15 protein-coding genes, 7 tRNA genes and 1 riboswitch are annotated in these 19031 nt (G+C 32.5%); of the genes, 10 read left to right on the top strand and 12 right to left on the bottom strand.

The window, feature by feature from the left end; translation table 11 throughout:
- The 7 genes from trpB (at position 1) to B2217_RS09830 (ending at position 2705) form a co-directional block, all read left to right on the top strand.
- Positions 1–1185 carry a tryptophan synthase subunit beta gene (trpB, locus tag B2217_RS09860; protein WP_180905745.1) on the top strand — a complete coding sequence of 395 codons (1185 nt, stop codon included), beginning with the start codon at positions 1–3 and terminating at the stop codon, positions 1183–1185.
- 60 nt (positions 1186–1245) lie between these two features.
- Positions 1246–1320: transfer RNA gene (locus tag B2217_RS09855), tRNA-Pro, on the top strand.
- Between the two features lie 50 nt (positions 1321–1370).
- A tRNA-Pro gene (locus B2217_RS09850) sits at positions 1371–1445 on the top strand.
- 24 nt (positions 1446–1469) lie between these two features.
- Positions 1470–1543 (top strand) — tRNA-Arg (locus tag B2217_RS09845).
- Between the two features lie 19 nt (positions 1544–1562).
- Positions 1563–1646 (top strand) — tRNA-Ser (locus B2217_RS09840).
- Between the two features lie 22 nt (positions 1647–1668).
- Positions 1669–1743, top strand: a tRNA-Pro gene (locus B2217_RS09835).
- 47 nt (positions 1744–1790) lie between these two features.
- A complete protein-coding gene (locus B2217_RS09830; protein WP_180905744.1) occupies positions 1791–2705 on the top strand; it encodes a hypothetical protein in 915 nt (304 codons plus the stop codon).
- Between the two features lie 38 nt (positions 2706–2743).
- Here the strand turns inward: B2217_RS09830 and B2217_RS09825 are convergent, their stop codons facing one another.
- The gene (locus B2217_RS09825; protein ID WP_180905743.1) at positions 2744–3646 is read right to left on the bottom strand and encodes a ketopantoate reductase family protein; all 903 of its coding nucleotides are present in this window, start codon (positions 3644–3646) and stop codon (positions 2744–2746) included.
- An 89-nt stretch (positions 3647–3735) separates the two neighbouring features.
- Positions 3736–4890, bottom strand: a complete 1155-nt coding sequence (locus B2217_RS09820) for a hypothetical protein (RefSeq protein WP_291122447.1) — start codon at positions 4888–4890, stop codon at positions 3736–3738.
- Between the two features lie 190 nt (positions 4891–5080).
- On the opposite strand from B2217_RS09820, the gene B2217_RS09815 reads away from it, so the two are divergent.
- On the top strand, positions 5081–6508 hold the full coding sequence (locus tag B2217_RS09815; RefSeq protein WP_180906776.1) for an amino acid permease: 1428 nt from the start codon (positions 5081–5083) through the stop codon (positions 6506–6508).
- Between the two features lie 68 nt (positions 6509–6576).
- On the opposite strand, the gene trxA is transcribed toward B2217_RS09815, so the two are convergent.
- The 5 genes from trxA to B2217_RS09790 all read right to left on the bottom strand — a co-directional run bounded on the left by trxA (position 6577) and on the right by B2217_RS09790 (position 9338).
- Positions 6577–6933 carry a thioredoxin gene (trxA, locus tag B2217_RS09810; RefSeq protein ID WP_084106970.1) on the bottom strand — a complete coding sequence of 119 codons (357 nt, stop codon included), beginning with the start codon at positions 6931–6933 and terminating at the stop codon, positions 6577–6579.
- A 234-nt stretch (positions 6934–7167) separates the two neighbouring features.
- On the bottom strand, positions 7168–7803 hold the full coding sequence (locus tag B2217_RS09805; protein ID WP_180905741.1) for a suppressor of fused domain protein: 636 nt from the start codon (positions 7801–7803) through the stop codon (positions 7168–7170).
- A gap of 83 nt (positions 7804–7886) precedes the next feature.
- Positions 7887–7959 (bottom strand) — tRNA-Met (locus B2217_RS09800).
- A 6-nt stretch (positions 7960–7965) separates the two neighbouring features.
- Positions 7966–8038 (bottom strand) — tRNA-Met (locus B2217_RS09795).
- A gap of 148 nt (positions 8039–8186) precedes the next feature.
- Positions 8187–9338: an LOG family protein gene (locus tag B2217_RS09790; RefSeq protein WP_180905740.1), complete on the bottom strand. Its 1152-nt coding sequence runs from the start codon at positions 9336–9338 to the stop codon at positions 8187–8189.
- 128 nt (positions 9339–9466) lie between these two features.
- Positions 9467–9553: riboswitch (adenosylcobalamin-variant (AdoCbl-variant) riboswitch) on the top strand.
- Between the two features lie 129 nt (positions 9554–9682).
- On the opposite strand from B2217_RS09790, the gene B2217_RS09785 reads away from it, so the two are divergent.
- A complete protein-coding gene (locus B2217_RS09785; RefSeq protein ID WP_114998110.1) occupies positions 9683–10096 on the top strand; it encodes an acyl-CoA thioesterase in 414 nt (137 codons plus the stop codon).
- A gap of 119 nt (positions 10097–10215) precedes the next feature.
- Positions 10216–11592: a tryptophanase gene (locus B2217_RS09780; protein WP_180905739.1), complete on the top strand. Its 1377-nt coding sequence runs from the start codon at positions 10216–10218 to the stop codon at positions 11590–11592.
- A 40-nt stretch (positions 11593–11632) separates the two neighbouring features.
- Here the strand turns inward: B2217_RS09780 and B2217_RS09775 are convergent, their stop codons facing one another.
- From B2217_RS09775 to B2217_RS09755, 5 genes are all read right to left on the bottom strand, one after another.
- Positions 11633–13066 carry a M28 family peptidase gene (locus B2217_RS09775; protein ID WP_244957999.1) on the bottom strand — a complete coding sequence of 478 codons (1434 nt, stop codon included), beginning with the start codon at positions 13064–13066 and terminating at the stop codon, positions 11633–11635.
- A 149-nt stretch (positions 13067–13215) separates the two neighbouring features.
- The gene (locus tag B2217_RS09770) at positions 13216–14655 is read right to left on the bottom strand and encodes a T9SS type A sorting domain-containing protein (protein ID WP_180905738.1); all 1440 of its coding nucleotides are present in this window, start codon (positions 14653–14655) and stop codon (positions 13216–13218) included.
- A gap of 135 nt (positions 14656–14790) precedes the next feature.
- Positions 14791–15273 (bottom strand): inorganic diphosphatase, encoded by a 483-nt coding sequence (locus tag B2217_RS09765; RefSeq protein ID WP_038336778.1) that lies wholly within the window; start codon positions 15271–15273, stop codon positions 14791–14793.
- Between the two features lie 30 nt (positions 15274–15303).
- Complete coding sequence (locus tag B2217_RS09760; RefSeq protein ID WP_180905737.1) at positions 15304–17841, bottom strand: DUF5686 family protein; 2538 nt, start codon at positions 17839–17841, stop codon at positions 15304–15306.
- 76 nt (positions 17842–17917) lie between these two features.
- Positions 17918–18895 carry a pyruvate dehydrogenase complex E1 component subunit beta gene (locus B2217_RS09755; RefSeq protein WP_114998120.1) on the bottom strand — a complete coding sequence of 326 codons (978 nt, stop codon included), beginning with the start codon at positions 18893–18895 and terminating at the stop codon, positions 17918–17920.
- Between the last annotated feature and the right edge of the window lie 136 nt (positions 18896–19031).

Raw genomic sequence — 19031 nt, 5'->3', positions numbered from 1 at the left:
ATGAAATACGAAGTTGACGAAAGAGGTTTTTATGGTGAATTTGGAGGAGCATTTATTCCAGAATTATTACATCATAATTGTGAAGAATTATCAGAAGCTTTAGCAAAATATACCGATACAGACGAATTCAAAAACGAATTTAATTTGTTATTAAAAGATTACGTTGGTCGACCAAGTCCATTGTATTTTGCACCAAATCTTTCAAAAAAATATAACACCAATATTTTATTAAAGCGTGAAGATTTGAATCATACAGGAGCGCATAAAATCAATAATGCGATTGGTCAGGCACTTTTAGCAAAACGAATGGGTAAAACCAAAATTATTGCCGAAACTGGCGCTGGACAACACGGTGTTGCAACTGCAACAGTCTGTGCGTTGATGGGATTAGAATGTATCGTTTTTATGGGAGAAATTGACATTGCTCGTCAAGCACCAAATGTTGCGCGAATGAAAATGTTAGGTGCAGAAGTTATTCCAGCAACATCAGGTAGTAAAACTCTGAAAGATGCTACGAACGAAGCGATTCGTTATTGGATTAATAATCCTGAAACTTTTTACATCATTGGTTCTGTCGTTGGACCTCATCCTTATCCTGCAATGGTAACAAAATTCCAAGCGATTATTTCGGAAGAAATTAAAGCACAAATGAAAGAGAAATATGGGAAAGAAAATCCTGATTACGTGATTGCTTGTGTTGGTGGCGGAAGTAATGCTGCGGGAGCTTTTTATCATTTTTTAAATGATGATTCTGTCAAATTAATCGCGGTTGAAGCGGCAGGTTTGGGCGTAGAATCTGGAGAAACTGCTGCTACAACGATCAAAGGAACGGAAGGAATTATTCATGGAAGCCGAACATTATTGATGCAAGATAAAGATGGACAAATTGTCGAACCTTATTCAATTTCGGCTGGATTAGACTATCCTGGAGTTGGTCCTTTACATGCGCATTTGTTCAAAACTGGACGTGCAGAATTCTTAAATGCAACAGATGATGAAGCCTTGGAAGCAGCTTTTATGTTGACAAAAGAGGAAGGAATCATTCCTGCATTAGAATCTTCTCATGCTTTAGCTGCTTTAGAAAAAATTAATTTTAAACCGCAAGACATTGTGGTTCTGAACCTTTCAGGAAGAGGAGATAAAGATTTAGAAACATATATGAAAGTTTCCGAAAAATATTCTTAAAAATATTTGGTTAATTTTCAAAAATCACCTTACATTTGCACCCACGATAATGAAATCTATCGGGGTGTAGCGTAGCCCGGTCATCGCGCCTGCTTTGGGAGCAGGAGGTCGCAGGTTCGAATCCTGCCACCCCGACAAAATTTTCATCCGAAAATAGAAAGATTTATCGTAAAGAATGACCGAATCGGGGTGTAGCGTAGCCCGGTCATCGCGCCTGCTTTGGGAGCAGGAGGTCGCAGGTTCGAATCCTGCCACCCCGACAAAATTCAATGAATTTTTGGATCGGTCCAGTAGCTCAGCTGGATAGAGCAACTGCCTTCTAAGCAGTAGGTCTCAGGTTCGAATCCTGACTGGATCACACGTTTTATTAAAAACCAGGAGAGGTGCCAGAGCGGTAATGGAGCAGATTGCTAATCTGTCATCGGGAAACCGATGCCAGGGTTCGAGTCCCTGTCTCTCCGCATTTTTTTTGAATGACCGAATCGGGGTGTAGCGTAGCCCGGTCATCGCGCCTGCTTTGGGAGCAGGAGGTCGCAGGTTCGAATCCTGCCACCCCGACAAAAACCTTTGTATATTTGCAAAGGTTTTTTTTATACATTTATTTCATGAAATCTATCTTAGGTAATAAAGAATCTTTTATCTCATACTCCGTTGCTTTTCTATTTATTTTAATCATGATTGGAGCGGCAATGATTTATGATGATAAAGAAATTATTTTACCAGAAGTTGCTGCATTATCTGTCGGAATTTTAACGTTTCGAGAAAATAAATGGCTACAACGACCATTTCATATTTTTTTACTTCCATCCATAACTGCTATTTTAGGATTTGGAATTAATTTTTTACCAATTATATTATCACTCAAATTAGCATTGGTATTAGTTGCGATGTTAATTGTCTTGAAAATTTTTAAAAGTCAACTTGCACCAGCATTAGCTACGGGATTATTACCAATTGTTACAAATGCAGAATCTTTTGTATTTCTATATGCGATATTTCTATTTGTCTTGTTACTTTTTCTATCAATAAAAATATTCAAACTAAAACCAACTGAAAATGCGATTCCAATGATTTATACAAGCCATAACAGATGGTTAATCGGATTATGTGTAGTTTGGTTTGCAGCTTGTTATTTTAGCGGTTTTGCACACTTCTCTGCTATTCCTCCTATTATCGTAATTTCTTTTGAATCTTTAAATAACCCAACATTAAAATTAACTGTACGTCTAAAACGTATTCTTGTAATGTTTATGGCTACAATGGCTGGTTGTTTGACGATGCATTATCTTGATAATTGGTTAATCATTGGCTTGATCGATTTGATTATCGTAATGTTTATTTTGAAATTAACAGATTTACGCTTACCTCCTGCTTTTGCAATGGTTATTTTACCAATGATTTTACCTTCTGACTCGATAAAATATTTACCTGTTGCAACATTAATTATGAGTATATTTTTTATGTTATCGATTTATATTATTCAGAAAGTTGCTTATCCAAAAGCAATCGATTTCAAATAAAAAAGTCATCCAAACTTGAATGACTTTATGACTATTTCTTAATATGTTTCTTCAATTGATTTTACCATATTATAAATGAATTCATTGTAAGGTGTCGGAATATTATATTGTTTTCCTAAACTGATAATTTCGCCTGCAAATTCATCCACTTCCGAATATCTTTTTGCTTCGCGATCTTGTAACATCGAAGTTTTACCAAACTCATCCACAATTTTCATTGTAGATTTCATTCGATCCACTTCTTCTTGACCAATTGCAACTCCATGTGCATTCCCAACTGCAAGAACTTCATTAGAAATCATATCCATTAAAACCTCGAGATGTTGATTGGTACGAAATTGTCCATATGGAAACTCCAACAAAAATGTCAATTGATTTCCGACAACATTTACCAAATATTTCGCCCACTGCGCTTTCTGAATATCATCCGATAATTGATTTGGAATTTCAGCAACATTCATCAATTCATGTAAATCGACTAATTTATCATGATTAATTGAATCCATTTTCCCAAAAATAATTTTTCCTATACTCGAAAACGTCACGCGATTATCAACTTTTACAGCATCCATATATGCAACTGCATTCACCACACGATCCCATCCAAAATGATCTGCCAAAACACGTTCAGAAGAAATTCCGTTCATCAAACTTACAATCATTGTGTTTTCACCAACAAAAGGCCTCATATCTTCTATCGCTTGCTGTAAATGCGAACTTTTAACGACTAAAAATATATAATCTGGATAATTATTCTCCTCGATTTTTGTGACATAATTAAAATCATACGCTTTATCATTCACAAAAATTTGCGATTTTTCGTATCGATTTTTTCGCTCCTCATCTACAATTACACTTACAATTTCTGGATTATATTCATAAAAACTCGCTGCATATTTTGCTCCTAAAGCTCCCAATCCAAGAAAATAAATTGATTTCATTTTTTTGTTATTTAGAAGATAAATTTAAAATAAAATCTACAACATTTACGAATTTAAGTCTTTGAAAAAATTTAATATTTCGGTTATAATTAGTTTTGATAAACTTTTGACAATTCTTTTGGATTGAGATACAAATAATAAATCAAATTACGCAAATCATCAAGATTTGAGCTAGAACCTACAGCTATTTCATTGTCTTTTTGAAAATTCTTTTTCAATACATCATACAATTGATTTATTTTCTTCCAATCATCTTTTGCAGCAATTTTTTCAACAGATTTATTATTCGCAGATTTCGCTAATTGTGAAGGCGTTTTCTGAATCGCTTCAAATAAAACATATAGATTGTTGACATGATTGATATAATTGTATGTTTCATTTACGGCAAAATAATTCACAAGAGTTTTCTCTTCATCCGAAATTTTCAAGCTAGAAATTAACTTCATTTCCTCGCCCAACCATTCATAAGCCGACAATCCAATTTGAGAAGCATTTTGCGTTACAACCATTCTTGGAATTGGTTCTGCATTTGCAATTTTATTTAAAATAAATTCTGTTTTTTGATTCAAAACATCCAATCGATTATTTGCTGGAGCAAGATATTTCAAAGCATAATCGCAATTATAACCTAACGTAATTATCTCCTCAAGTTCAGAAAAAATATCGGCAGAAGTATCATTGTTGAAACTCTCAAAATTTTGCAAACAATTATCTTGGTATTTCTCTTTAAAATCATTCATAGAAGAATAATCTTTTTTATCAATATCCCAAATAAGATTAAAATTATAAGCAAAAACATTCACAAATTGCATCGTTTTACTTTGTGGATTTTCATCAACAAATTTTTGATATACTTCTACTTTAGGAGATTCTGTATCGCAATCATCCATCAACGCAATTAAAAATCGTTCGTTAAGTGGAGTTTTCGTTCCAAATTTCTTTCCAACAGATTTTTTAAATTTCTCTTTATAGTCAACAAAATATGATTTTTGATTATCATTCAACACAAAATAAACTTCGAGTTCAGAAAGAAGTCCAACTTTCTTACCTAATTCGATATTATTATCCAACAAATATTTTTCGAAAGTAGAATAATCAATTCCTTTTTCTTTCGTTTTTTCTAAAATCGTATCATCAAGATAAGCCCTCGAACCAAAAGGCAAAGAATATAAAAAAGGACCATCTGCAAAAAGTTGAACAGAGGTAAATAGAGTCAATAGAAAAGTAAAAAGTAGTTTTTTCATAAGGTTGATTTTTATAAAATTAGAAATTTTATTGAATATTTTTTCAAGTTTTAGATGATTTAACATGAATAAAAAAGCGTTACAAATCATTTTCTTAATATTAATTCAAACAAGACAATTCTTCAAATTGTTCTTTTTAAAAATAGTTTTTACATATATTTAACAAATTAATACATCACACGTGAGTCAAATAAAAAATACCGAGGAAAAAGAATTGCAAAGAGGTCTTACAAACCGACATATTCAATTGATTGCTTTAGGTGGCGCGATTGGAACTGGTTTGTTTTTAGGAATTGGACCCGCTGCTGTTTTAGCTGGACCATCTGTTATTTTAGGTTATGCAATTGCAGGAATCATAGCCTTCTTCATCATGCGTCAATTAGGAGAAATGGTTGTAAACGAACCTGTTTCAGGAAGTTTTAGTCATTTTGCATATAAATATTGGGGATCTTTTGCTGGATTTGCTTCTGGTTGGAATTATTGGATTCTTTATGTTTTGGTAAGTATGTCTGAGTTGACTGCAATCGGAATTTATGTACAATTTTGGTGGCCAGAAATCCCATTATGGGCTTCAAGTTTGTTCTTTTTTATTATAATTAATGCATTGAATTTAGGATCTGTAAAAATGTTTGGTGAAGCTGAATTTTGGTTTTCTATCATCAAAGTAATTGCGATTATTGCAATGATTATTTTTGGAGCTTATCTGTTAATAAGCGGAACTGGAGGTGAACAAGCAACAATACAAAACCTTTGGAACAATGGAGGTTTTTTCCCTAAAGGTTGGTTATCTGGTAATAGTGAAGGTGGTTTTAGCGGATTATTTGCCGCAATGGCTCTTATTATGTTCTCTTTTGGAGGTTTAGAATTGATTGGAATCACAGCTGCTGAAGCTAAAAATCCAGAAAAAACAATTCCAAAAGCAACCAATCAAGTAATTTATAGAATTTTAATCTTCTATGTTGGAGCATTAATTATCTTATTTTCGTTGGCGCCTTGGGAAACGATCACGGATAAAAGTAGTCCTTTTGTGATGGTTTTTGAGAATTTGAATCATTTGAAACTAAATATTTTTGGTAACACGATTGATTTTTCAAAATTAATTGCAAACGCACTAAATATTATCGTTTTGACAGCGGCTTTATCAGTTTACAACAGCTCTGTTTACAGTAATAGTAGAATGTTGTATGGTTTGGCAGAGCAAGGAAATGCACCTAAATTCTTGAAAAAATTAAACAAAAATCACGTGCCTGTTATGGCGATTTTAGTTTCATCTTTTTTCGCTGCAATTTGTATTTTGATTAATAAAATAATTCCAGAAAACGCCTTCCATGTATTGATGTCTTTAGTGGTTTCTTCGTTAGTAATTAACTGGATTATGATTTCGATAACACATCTTAAATACAGAAAACAAAAGAATTTAGAGAACACAAAAACATTATTTCCATCTTTCTTGTATCCTATCAGTAATTACATTTGTCTAATTTTCTTATTTGGAATTTTAGTAATTATGTGGTTTACAGGACTTAAAATTTCAGTGGAATTAATTCCAGTTTGGTTGATCTTCCTTTACATCGCTTATCGAATTGTAAAAGAAAATAAAAAGAAAAATTCTTTATAAGAAGAAACAAAAAATCCGCTCAATGAGCGGATTTTTTAATCGACTTTGGTTGCAAAGCAAACCTATTTTTAAATATATTTTTTGATTTCTGTAACCAATTGTTCTTTTGGTCGTGCTCCACTTTGTTTCCATAATAATTCACCATTTTTGAAAATGGCAAAAGTCGGAACTCCTTGCACTTGATATCGTGCAGCTAAATCTTGATATTTATCAACATCCACTTTTAGGATTTTGACATCATCTCCCAATTCTTCTTTCACTTGTTGCAAAACTGGACCCATCATTTGACAAGGACCACACCAAGTTGCAAAAAAATCTAACAAAACTGGTTTATCTGAATTAATAATTTCTTCGAAAGTCATTGTTTTTGATTCTTCTTTGTTATTTGATTGATTTTTATTTCGGTTGAATAAATTTTTAAACATCTTTATTTTTTCTTCTTAAATATACTAAAAAAAGCACTTCCGAAGAAGTGCTTCATAATTAGCTTTACTAATTATTAACCTAACCTATGAAAAATTTATTCTACTGTTAGTGCTACTAACATTTAGATATAATCAAAACAAATACCAAGTTTAAAATACTGACAATCTGTTTTTTACATTTAACATAATTTAAGAAATAGGTTAACGCAAATATGTTTTATTTTAGAAATTCTACTATAATTCACACACAAATTTTGGATTAACTGACTTTATTTCAGCTATCACTGACATTATTTCTTCTTTGGTTGAATTATCTTCCAATCTTTTCAATTGTTCCGAATTCAAACCAATCATTTGTATAAATGTAACTTTTCCATGCGGCGTATCAATTTCATCTAAATCATCATCCTTGATAAAAGCCAAACCAACAATGTCCGTTTCCGAATCTGTACGAATTGGACCGCCTAAAGGCAAAAATTGGTATTCATCAAACCAAACTTTTGTTTCATTCACAAAACGTCCCAAATTATTCATTAATTGAACCACCCAAAAAGGATCTTCACCATTATCATCTTTAACAGGTTTCACACGGAAAGAAAACTCAAATCCCCATTTACTAAAATCCGCTCCTACACTTTCCTCAGAATAGTATAAATGCGACATTCCGTAACTCACCAAATGATAATAACCATTGACATCAAAAACCGCAACGCCATCAATTGGATCATCTCCTCCTTGAAAAGACATCACTTGTGGCGAATAAAAACGAGGCTCTAAAGTCCCATAGACCTCTCTTAAGCGATTTTCGATCGCTATTGCACCAACTGCTTGATCTGATTTATATTGTTTTTTGTATTCTTCTAAATTCATGATGCAAAAATAGTTTATCCAATCTTAATTTTCAGTTAAAGACATAAAAAAAGAGAGCTTCTTGTTAGAAACTCTCTTTGTAGTAGCGAGGACCGGACTCGAACCGATGACCTTCGGGTTATGAGCCCGACGAGCTACCTACTGCTCCACCTCGCGATTTAGTAGCGAGAACAGGACTCGAACCTGTGACCTTCGGGTTATGAGCCCGACGAGCTACCTACTGCTCCATCTCGCGTTATTGGACTGCAAATATACGTTCATTATTTAAAATACCAAACATTATTCGAAATTATTTTATTTTATTCGGACAAAAAACAAATAAAAACCACATAAATTACTATAATAAAGTGATTTACGCGATTTTAAATATTTTAAATTATTTTTTAATTAACTTTAATTGGTGGATGATTTTCGATAAAATCGATTGCTAAATCAGCACTATCTGTTAAAAATAGTAACTCCTTATATGCTTTTCCTATTGCTAATTGATGCAAAACCGAATAAATCGCCGTATCTTCTACATATCTTTTCTTACTCAAAAAAATCATTGGACTATAATATCCTGAAGTTCCATAATGATTTTGCGCTGCTTCCTGAAAAATTTCTTGTGTTGTTCCAGCACTTCCAGGCGCATAAACCAACCCGAACAAACTAATTGTTAGCAACATATCTTCTCGAATACTATTAGAAAAATATTTCGCAATATTCGTTGCAAATAAATTACTCGGTTCGTGACCATAAAACCATGTTGGAATTGCTAAACTTTCTGCTCCATTTGGATAGATTTCTAAAACTTTTTTAGCATTCGTCATAAAATTCTTCGCCAAATATTCAGTTTTATCTTCATCAATAAAATCTAAATCAGCCAAAATATTAATCGCATTCATCAAATCTTCATCCGAATAATTTGCCATATAAGCTCCTAAATTAGCGGCTTCCATAATTCCAGGACCTCCACCAGAAACAACAAAATAACCTTTTTCAGTAGCTAATTTCGCCGCTTTTGCGGTTTCATTATAAAACTCCGAATTGCGCGCAGTAGAATGTCCACCCATAAAGCCAACCACTTTTTTCTTCGTCATTCCATTATCGTCATATTCCAAAATTCGACGCAAACCATCATCAATAGACAAATCGTGTAAACGTTGCGCCAAAGCTTCTGAAACAGACGGATTATATTTATGTTTTTTGAAATGTTTATAAATTTTAAGATCTATACTTTGGTCATTATCCGGATCATAACCTTCCATCAACTCTTGCCAAGTATACAATTTTCCACGATATGGATTATAGGGAACTGATTCAAATTTTGGATAAACGAATGCTCCTTTTTCTATTAAATAGATTGCTTCATGTTGTTTAAACTTACAACCCAAAAAAGATGTATTGCATAAATTATACTCTTCCCAATTAATTTCTTGACGCAAAAAATTAACATCTTGAACTACTTTATCGGTTAAATCTTTGGTTTGAGAAATTAATTCATTCCATTCTGATAGATTATGAACTAAATCTTTGATTGGTTTTATTTTCATTCTTATTTCTTACTTCATTAAAAATTCGGAAAAATGAATTTACACGAATTATTCCAAACCAACGAATTCGGCACAATAAATCTGCAAATTTTCATTTTTCTAATTTATATTTGCATCAAATTCGTGCTCAACTTAATGGGGAATCGTGTGCAAATCACGAACTGTCGCGCAACTGTAAATCAATATTTTTGACAAGTCAGAATGCCACTAAATTGAGTTAATAATTAACCAAAAACTTTCGCGAAAAAAGTAAAAATTATGTTCTATGAAATCATCAAACCACCACAAAAAAACATTATCAACTCAAAAATTAATTAAGAAAAGTAACGTGTAAATATATGATAATGGAAGTGGAAAAAACACCAAGAGAAGAGTTGATTGAACAACGTATCATCAATTCTGAAACTCGTATTTTCAAAGCTGTTTTTCCTGGAGATACAAACCACCACAACACAATGTTTGGAGGATCAGTAATGTATTTGATGGATGAAATTGCTTTTATGACAGCAACTCGTTTTTGTCGCAAACCTATTGTTACAGTAAGTAGTGACAAAATTGATTTTAAACATTCAATTCCTGCAGGAACTATCGTAGAAATGGTAGGAAAAGTAGTACGTGTAGGACGCTCAAGTTTGGATGTACAAATTGATGTTTTTATCGAAAGTATGTATCGTGACGGACGTGATAAAGCGATTTCTGGAACGTTTACATTAGTTGCAATTAACGAAAACAAACGACCAGTTCCTGTTATTGACTAACACGAGCTATAGAAAATTTTTAATCCTTTATCTTTTTGATAGAGGATTTTTTTATGATTTTCAATTAATAATTGATAATATTCTAAAGGTTTCTTAGTTTTACATTAAACACAAGAAAAATGGAATTACCTTTTGCCGAACCATTTCGCATAAAAATGGTCGAAGAAATTTATCAATCTACTCGAGAAGAACGCGAAAAGTGGATCGAAGAAAAAGATTACAACCTATTTAACCTAGAAAGCCACAAAGTATTTATTGATTTATTAACTGATTCGGGAACTGGAGCAATGTCAGACAAACAGTGGTCTGCAATGATGACTGGAGACGAAAGCTATGCTGGTTCTCAATCTTTCTTAAAACTGAAAGAAACCATCAATACCATTACTGGATTTGAGTTTCTTTTACCTACGCATCAAGGTCGTGCAGCGGAAAATGTATTGTTTTCAGCTCTTGTAAAAGAAGGTCATGTTGTTCCTGGGAACTCGCATTTTGATACAACAAAAGGTCATATTGAATTTAGAAAAGCTCACGCCATTGATTGTACTATTGATGAGGCTTTTGACAGCGAATTGATTCATCCTTTCAAAGGAAATATCGATTTGCAAAAGTTAGAAAATGTCTACAAAGAATACGGAAAAGAACAAATTCCATTTACATTAATCACTGTTACATGTAATTCTTCTGGCGGTCAACCTGTATCAATCGAAAATATTCGTCAAGTTCGTGAATTGTCTAATCAATATGGAATTCCAGTCTTTTTTGATGGCGCTCGTTTTGCTGAAAATGCTTATTTCATCAAAGAAAGAGAAGAAGAATTTAAAACGAAAACGATTAAAGAAATTGTTTTAGAAATGTTTTCTTATGGAGATGGAATGACGATGTCTGCGAAAAAAGATGGTTTGGTAAATATTGGTGGATTTATTGCACTGAATAATGAAGAGCTATATAAAATTTGTGGGAATTTCGGAATTATATACGAAGGATATTTAAGCTATGGCGGTTTAGCTGGACGCGATTTAGCTGCGTTAGCACAAGGTTTGCAAGAATCGACAGAATATTCTTATTTACAATCACGTATCAAACAAATTGAATATTTAGGGAATAAATTAATTGAATTTGGAATTCCAATTCAGCAACCAATCGGTGGACACGCCATCTTTGTTGATGCTGTAAAGTTTTTACCAAATGTAACGCGCGAAGAATTTCCTGCACAAACTTTGGGAATTGAATTGTACAAAGAAGCTGGAATTCGTGGTGTAGAAATCGGAACTATTTTGGCAGATCGTGATCCTGAAACGAGAGAAAATCGTTATCCAAAATTAGAATTACTGCGTTTGGCAATTCCAAGAAGAACTTATTTCCAAAGTCATATGGATTATATCGCGGTTGCGTTGAAAAATATTTTTGATCGACGAAATGAGATTAATTCAGGTTATGAAATTTCGTGGGAATCTGAAATTTTAAGACATTTCACCGTAAAATTGAAAAAGAAATAAATAAAAAATCCTTCAGAATTTCTGAAGGATTTTTTTGATATTACCATCTCCAATCGCCCGAAATACGAAGTGGAGTTTCTAAATTTCCTTTGATTAAGGCTTCCTTAATTTCTTGTTCGTTCCAACGTTTTGAAGGAATTTCTTTCAAATTACTCAAACGATACAACAAATAGGTTTCCAAAATCACATTATTTTTCAAACCAATTTCTTCTACATAATCAAATGTATCGCAATTTGCGTGGTAACAATTTAACGCTCCTTTTGTAAATTGACTATCCGAAAGCCCAATAATAGGCACACCTTGCAACATAAACGGTTGATGATCTGAATGTAAATCTACACTCGCAAATGTTTTCAATTTAAAATCTGGAATCACTTTTTGCACATCATACGCATAATCAGTTAAAATAGGCAAATTACTTTCCATTGTCGAATAATACGACTTTGGATTTGTTGTCATATCCATATTCGACATTGCTTTGATTTGATTGATAGAACCATCTTTCAGCGCTTGATTGACGTAATATTTAGAACCTATCAAACCAACTTCTTCGCCCATAAATAAAACAAATTCTATTGTTCGATCATTTTGAAGATTTAACTTTTTATACGTTCTTGCAATATCCATTACAGAAAAACTTCCAACACCGTTATCAATAGCTCCTGTAGCTAAATCCCAACTATCTAAATGCCCTCCAAGAACTATTTTTTCATTTGGAAATTTAGAACCGATTTTCTTTGCAATAATGTTGCGACCTTTCATCTGTCCAACATCATTTTTCATTTCGATTTTAGCAATTTCTTTTCCTTTTGATAGATTTTCTTTGATTTTCAATCCATCTTCTAAACTGATGTTAATTGCAGGAATTTTAATAATTTCTCCCGTTACAGAAGCCGTTCCTGTCAATAGAATTCCTCCAGCAGGACGATTAAACAAAATAATTCCTTTCGCTCCGTACTTCTCTGCTAAAGCTGTTTTTTCTGAACGATGTAGATTTTCGATTTCTTTTGGCGTTCCTTCCAACAAACCAAGCGCAGCAAAAACAATCTTTCCTTTTACTTTATCACCAATCTTTTTGTAATCTTCTTCAAGTCCATTTCCCAAATCAATCAATTCTCCCGAAAGACTAACATTTGCTGGCGAATGCGCCAAAGCAACGGCTTTTATAGATTGATTATTGATTTTTAAATCTAAACTTTTACGATTCCAACCGCTAAATGTAAACTCTTGAAAAGACACATCATAACCATACGAACGTAACAAATTTGCTGCATATTCTTCTGCTATTCGTCCATTTTCTGTTCCTGTAGCGCGATGTCCAATTGTTTCGGTTGCTTTTTTTAATTGTTGATAAGCTTCAGAATTTTGTTGTACTTCTTTGTTAATCAACTCTAAAACTTGTTGATTAGTTTGAGCAGATAAACTCATGGTTGTAGAGATTAAACCTAGTGTTAATAAAAATTTCGATTTCATGTGTGAGTATTTCTATAAACTTAAAAATGTTTTTGGAAATAGTTGATAGAATGGGAGGAAAAAATTATATTTTTTTATGATTATAGAATATAAAATTGAAGGATATTATTTTAAATAATATCCTTCATAAAACTATCTATTAAAAATTGTTACTTTACAACAACTTTAGAAGTTGTTTGGTTTGTTCTTATAAGATAAATACCTTTTGGTAAATTTGTTTGAATAGAATTTTGACCTATTTTTAAATCACCTTGTTTTAACGTTCGTCCATTAATATCTAAAATTTGATAAGGAGATTTTTCTTTTGTATCAACTATAAATGTTCCATTATTAGGATTTGGATAAAGCTTTAATTTATCTAATTTCACTTCATTTGTACTTAAAAGACAAGCATAATTTGAATAATCCACTAAGCCTAATGCAGAATTATCTGGTTTATGAAAAATAACATTTTCTACTCTTTCATCTGTTAGAATAGGATCCCAGCAATTACCTTGCGCCTTTATATTATTTGCAGAATTATTATACAATGCATAATCTGCACCTGTATTTCCATTGTTTTCGAAAACATTGTATCCATTGGTCATATCTATATTGGTTCCGTTACCGATAATTGTAATTCCCCAAAGGTTTCCTTTTATTGTATTTCCTTTTATTGTTACAGATGTTTGCGGTGTTGTTGCTGTTTGAGAAATAGAAATTCCACTACCTCCTAAATTTGGTAGATTTTCAGTATTATTATTTTCTATAATGTTTCCAATAATATTTCCTCCCGCAGTAACGCCTGTAATTGTAATTCCATAACGATTGTCTTTTATCGTATTATGTTCTATTTGAGCAAAACTAACCACACTCAATAAACTAGAAACAGAAATTCCACCAACACGTGTATTTGCTCTATTTCCTATAATTGTATTATTTTTAATAATTGTTGTTTGATTTTCTCCACTTGGTCCCATATTAATTTGCGGACGATTAGAGTTTTCTTTATTATTATCTTCTAAATAATTATTTTCGAAAATTAAAGCCACTGACTGATTCGCTCCAGAACCTACCACAGGTGTAATATTGTGTTTAAAAACAGAATTCTTAATTACTGGATTTCCTCTTGAAAAATTAATCGCGCCACCAGTTGCAGCACCTGCATTTTGATAAGAAACTTCTGAATTATTCATTGTAAAGGATTCATTTAAAGAACGAATTCCTCCTCCATAAAACATTTTAAAATTATTAAAGTTGGAAATAGCACCTTCTTCTAATCTAATTCCTTTGAAATATGTTGTTCCTGGATTATCGGAAGTAAACAAAACTTCTTTAGGAGCATTGATTTCAATTTTTCCTGCTACCGTAATTAATTTTCCATCTGTAATAATCAATTTATAATCAGTATCAGATAAGAAAATATCGTTTGCTGAAATTGTTAAATCATTTGTCAATAAATAACTATTTGATTCTTGATCGAATGTTATTTGATCTGTTAAAGCATCAAGATCTGCTATTCGATATGTTTTTCCATCGTTTGGTGTTGCATATTGGGCAAAAATTATCTGCCCTAGCAATGCTAAGGAAAGCGTAAGTTTTTTCTTCATAATTTCACTAAGTATTAATTAATATTGAAATTAATAACTAAAAATTAATATACAAAGAGAATAGTGTTAAAACGATTTCAAAAAAAATAGTCCTCAAAAAATGAGGACTATTTATATGAAATTGTAAATTATTTCTTAGTGAGCTGGTACGAAACGCTCTCTTGCATCTTGCAATAATTGTTCTGCTTCTGCTTTATCACCGTACCCTTCAATTGTTGTTGTTTTATTTTCTAAGTCTTTATAAACTCTGAAAAAGTGCTCAACTTCTTTCAATGTGTGAGGATTCATATCAGTGATGTTTTCTAATTGGTTCCATGTTGGATCAGCAACTGGTACACAAATTAATTTTTCATCTTGTCCTTTGTCATCAGACATTTTAAGAACACCGATTGTTTTTACTTCGATTACACATCCAGGAACAGTAGGTTCTGTTAAGAAAACTAATACGTCAATTGGATCTCCGTCTAATCCTAATGTATTTTCTACGAAACCATAATCAGCTGGGTAGAACATTGGAGAGTATAAAACACGATCAAAACGAATTCTTCCTGTTTCGTGATCCATTTCGTATTTGTTGCGAGATCCTCTTGGGATTTCGATGATTGCATCAAAAGTCATTGTAATATTCTTTTTTTTATTATTTATTTTCTAAAAATTCCAATCTAAACCGATTGTGATGCCAAATTTACGAACATCTGGCAAATTATTATAATTTCCGCGCCAATTAAAATCAACACGTATTGGTCTAATGTTTCCAAAACCAATGTTTTCGATTCCAAACCCGTATTCGTAGTATATTTGTTGATTTGGTGCAAAATATTGTATCGTCGAACGATTAATAGCTTTACTTTTCTCCGAAATGTCTCCGTAAGCCGCTCTCAAGAATCCTACTTCTCTTAATTTTAATTTTTTGATTAACGGAACTTTATTCAAAATCCAACCGTTAAAATGATGTTCCCAGTTCATCGTTACATATTCATCTGTTACAAATTCATAATAATCTAATTGTGAAAATGTACCATAAACTTGTCCGTAACTCTCATTTCCAGGTAACGCACTCATTAATGATAAAGGAACACCTTGAAATGTTTTTCCTGCTTCTACAGTTACCAATGATTTACCAAAAGATCCAATCAAAATTGGTTGTGTATATAAAAATTGTAATTTATCATATTCAAAATCTGAATTAATTACACCTTTCAATCCTTTTGTATAACGCAACATTAATGTTGGAGCAAGTGTTGTCATTTCGTAACGATCAATTCCATATTGCGAATATTTTGCACCTGGACGAGCAATTACCGAAACACTTACACTTGAATTTGTTAAAGTTTCTTTAATCTGACCATTTTTTTCATATCCAATCGAGAAATGTTCTGCATCTGCTGGTTTGATTAATTGATAATTTCCATCAACACGAAATGTTACATTTTTCCAAGGTTCAATCGATGCATACACATTTGTCAAATTATTATTACTCAAAAATGTATTATCTCCTTGATTGATGATTGATGACGAAGCAAAACTACGCGTCATAATTCCGTCAGAAGCCGTTAACGTTGCAGCCAATTGTTCTACATCACGTTTTGTTCCGATACCGACTTGAAAACGATTATATTTATTGAACATATAACGAAAATCTGCTCCATATTTGAATTTTTCATCTCGAAAACCATATGCCAAGAAACCTTGCGCACGCCACATATCATTTTGCGAAAAATATGTACGAGCTCCAGCTCTCAAACGGAAACCTTCGATTTGGTTGTATCCAAAAGACGAATATAAATTCCCGATATCAATTGCATTTCCGACATTGTAATATCCAGAACCAAAAATCTCGATTGCTTTCACAATATTATTGAATTTTGGTACTTTATTTAATTGTTCTAATGTTTCGTAAATCCCTTCTTGATCTTTTGTTAAAGCTTCAGGACGATTTTCTGCCCAAAACTGATTATCTTTTTCGTTAAGCGCAGCTTTTGCTGGATCTAATTTCTCGTAATAAAAAGCTTCGGGATGTGTTGTATCGAAATCGTAATTGTAATAATTCACCGTTTTATGCGCAAAAATTCCTTTCGCACTTTCCTTTTTACTCAACAACGACATATCCAACATCGCGTATTCTTTTTTCGGATAGAAAATAGAATCGTTTGGAATATCATATTCTAAATTCATGAAAATATTACGCACAAAATTCACATTCATTTCTTTCGTTGTCTCCATCACAACTTCTTTTACCGCATAGGCATCTTTCGAGATATATAATTCTCCTTTAAATGTCAATTCTCCTTCGCGACGCGGATAATATTTGATTCGATAAGATTCTATTCCATCTACATCAACTGTATCTTTCAATTCATAATCATAAACAGCGAAACCATCTGTAGCAATTGGACTCACAAATTTAATGTCTAAAATATTGACACGATTATCATAAATATCAATATCACGGAAAAGATTTTTTACCGTAGAAGCTACCACTTCATTTTTCTCGAAACCTGATGTTTTATTCGCAATTAATTCTCGACGCTCTTTTGTTGAAGGTTTATTAATTCCCGCAATATTGTAAATTGACTCATTCAAGAAAGCTGGTAAATATGTTTTTCCGTTGATAGAAGAAGTATCTACTTTCTCGAAAACAAACTCCATTCCTTTAAAAATCTTACGTTTCATAAAAGTTGAATCAATATTACTAATATCAAATTGCAACTTTTCGTATTCATCATATTGGTAATGTGGCGCTAATTTTAGCCCATTTTTCTTTTTACGCTTCCATACTTCACGCAAAATAGCATAAGCTGGATTTTCTTTCTTTTTAAGACGTTTTTTCTTTGCCGAAACAACCGCAGTTTGTAAATCTACTGTTCCATCATCTTCTTCGGAAGTATTATCTTCTGCTAAAAATAATTGAGCAATAAAATTATAATCAATTTTATTTTCGATTACATAATCAGAAGTTTCGTATCCATTTTTTGATACGACAATTTTATTTGCATTCGAACTAGATTCGATATAAAAAGTACCATCAGAGTTTGATGTTGCACTTACTTTAAGTTCTGGTAAACGAATATCTGCGTAAGGAATAGGCTTCTGAGTTTCAGAATCGATGACCTTTCCTTGAATTTTTACTTGCGCGTGCACAGACGCTAGAACAACTATAAAAAAAGATGTTATATAACTTTTCATCAATAAGATCTGTTTAAAAAAATAAAGCCTAGCAAAATGTATGCTAGACTTTACAAATATAGTTTATAAATCTTAATTATTTATACATCACAGCTTTTACAGCTTCAACTACATCTTTTGCATTAGGAATCCAAGTCTCATACAAGTTTGGAGCATAAGGCGCTGATGTATCTTTTGTTGTGATACGTTTGATTGGTGCATCTAAATAATCGAATGCTTTTTGTTGAACCATATACGTAATTTCTGAAGCAACTGAAGCGAAAGGCCAAGCTTCTTCTAAAACTACTAAACGATTTGTTTTCTTAACAGATTTGAAAATTGTATCGTAATCTAATGGACGAACTGTACGTAAGTCGATTACTTCTACAGAAATTCCTTCTTTAGCTAATTCATCAGCAGCAATGTAAGCTTGCTTAATGATTTTCCCGAAAGAAACTAACGTTACATCTGTACCTTCACGTTTGATTTCTGCTTTACCAATTTCGATTGTGTATTCTTCATCTGGCATTTCCATTTTATCTCCATACATCTGTTCAGATTCCATGAAAATTACTGGATCGTTATCACGAATTGCAGATTTTAATAAACCTTTTGCATCATAAGGATTTGAAGGAACAATTACTTTAAGACCTGGTACATTTGCATACCAATTCTCAAAAGCTTGTGAGTGTGTTGCACCTAATTGTCCTGCAGAAGCAGTAGGTCCTCTAAATACAATTGGACAGTTGAATTGTCCTCCTGACATTTGATAAATTTTTGCAGCGTTATTGATAATTTGGTCAATAGACACTAATGAGAAGTTGAATGTCATGTATTCTACGATTGGGCGACATCCCGTCATTGTAGATCCAATTGCGATTCCAGAAAAACCAGCCTCTGCGATTGGCGCATCAATTACACGTTCTGCTCCAAATTCGTCTAACATTCCTTTCGAAGCTTTGTACGCTCCGTTGTATTCTGCTACTTCTTCTCCAATTAAAAATATAGATTCATCGCGACGCATTTCTTCACTCATTGCCTCTGCGATTACTTCTCTAAATGTTTTTATAGCCATTTTATGCGATTTCGTTCTTTATTATATTTTTTCCTAAAGCAAATGTAATAAAAAACTTGCGAATTATTTAAAACGAATTCATTCAATAAAAAAATCCCAAAATAACTTTAGATTATTTTGGGATCGAAAAATATTT

Source organism: Empedobacter sp. UBA7620 (assembly GCF_002484185.1).
GTDB lineage: Bacteria > Bacteroidota > Bacteroidia > Flavobacteriales > Weeksellaceae > Empedobacter > Empedobacter falsenii_C.
Note: the sequence above shows the minus strand (reverse complement) of the source record. Positions and strands in the feature narration are given on the sequence as shown.

Coding starts and splice junctions, on each gene's coding strand:
- trpB (WP_180905745.1), top strand. CDS start 1: ATGAAATACGAAGTTGACGAAAGAGGTTTTTATGGTGAATTTGGAGGA.
- B2217_RS09775 (WP_244957999.1), bottom strand. CDS start 13,066: ATGAAATCGAAATTTTTATTAACACTAGGTTTAATCTCTACAACCATG.
- B2217_RS09755 (WP_114998120.1), bottom strand. CDS start 18,895: ATGGCTATAAAAACATTTAGAGAAGTAATCGCAGAGGCAATGAGTGAA.
- B2217_RS09825 (WP_180905743.1), bottom strand. CDS start 3,646: ATGAAATCAATTTATTTTCTTGGATTGGGAGCTTTAGGAGCAAAATAT.
- B2217_RS09790 (WP_180905740.1), bottom strand. CDS start 9,338: ATGAAAATAAAACCAATCAAAGATTTAGTTCATAATCTATCAGAATGG.
- B2217_RS09780 (WP_180905739.1), top strand. CDS start 10,216: ATGGAATTACCTTTTGCCGAACCATTTCGCATAAAAATGGTCGAAGAA.
- B2217_RS09770 (WP_180905738.1), bottom strand. CDS start 14,655: ATGAAGAAAAAACTTACGCTTTCCTTAGCATTGCTAGGGCAGATAATT.
- B2217_RS09820 (WP_291122447.1), bottom strand. CDS start 4,890: ATGAAAAAACTACTTTTTACTTTTCTATTGACTCTATTTACCTCTGTT.
- trxA (WP_084106970.1), bottom strand. CDS start 6,933: ATGTTTAAAAATTTATTCAACCGAAATAAAAATCAATCAAATAACAAA.
- B2217_RS09760 (WP_180905737.1), bottom strand. CDS start 17,841: ATGAAAAGTTATATAACATCTTTTTTTATAGTTGTTCTAGCGTCTGTG.
- B2217_RS09830 (WP_180905744.1), top strand. CDS start 1,791: ATGAAATCTATCTTAGGTAATAAAGAATCTTTTATCTCATACTCCGTT.
- B2217_RS09805 (WP_180905741.1), bottom strand. CDS start 7,803: ATGAATTTAGAAGAATACAAAAAACAATATAAATCAGATCAAGCAGTT.
- B2217_RS09785 (WP_114998110.1), top strand. CDS start 9,683: ATGGAAGTGGAAAAAACACCAAGAGAAGAGTTGATTGAACAACGTATC.
- B2217_RS09765 (WP_038336778.1), bottom strand. CDS start 15,273: ATGACTTTTGATGCAATCATCGAAATCCCAAGAGGATCTCGCAACAAA.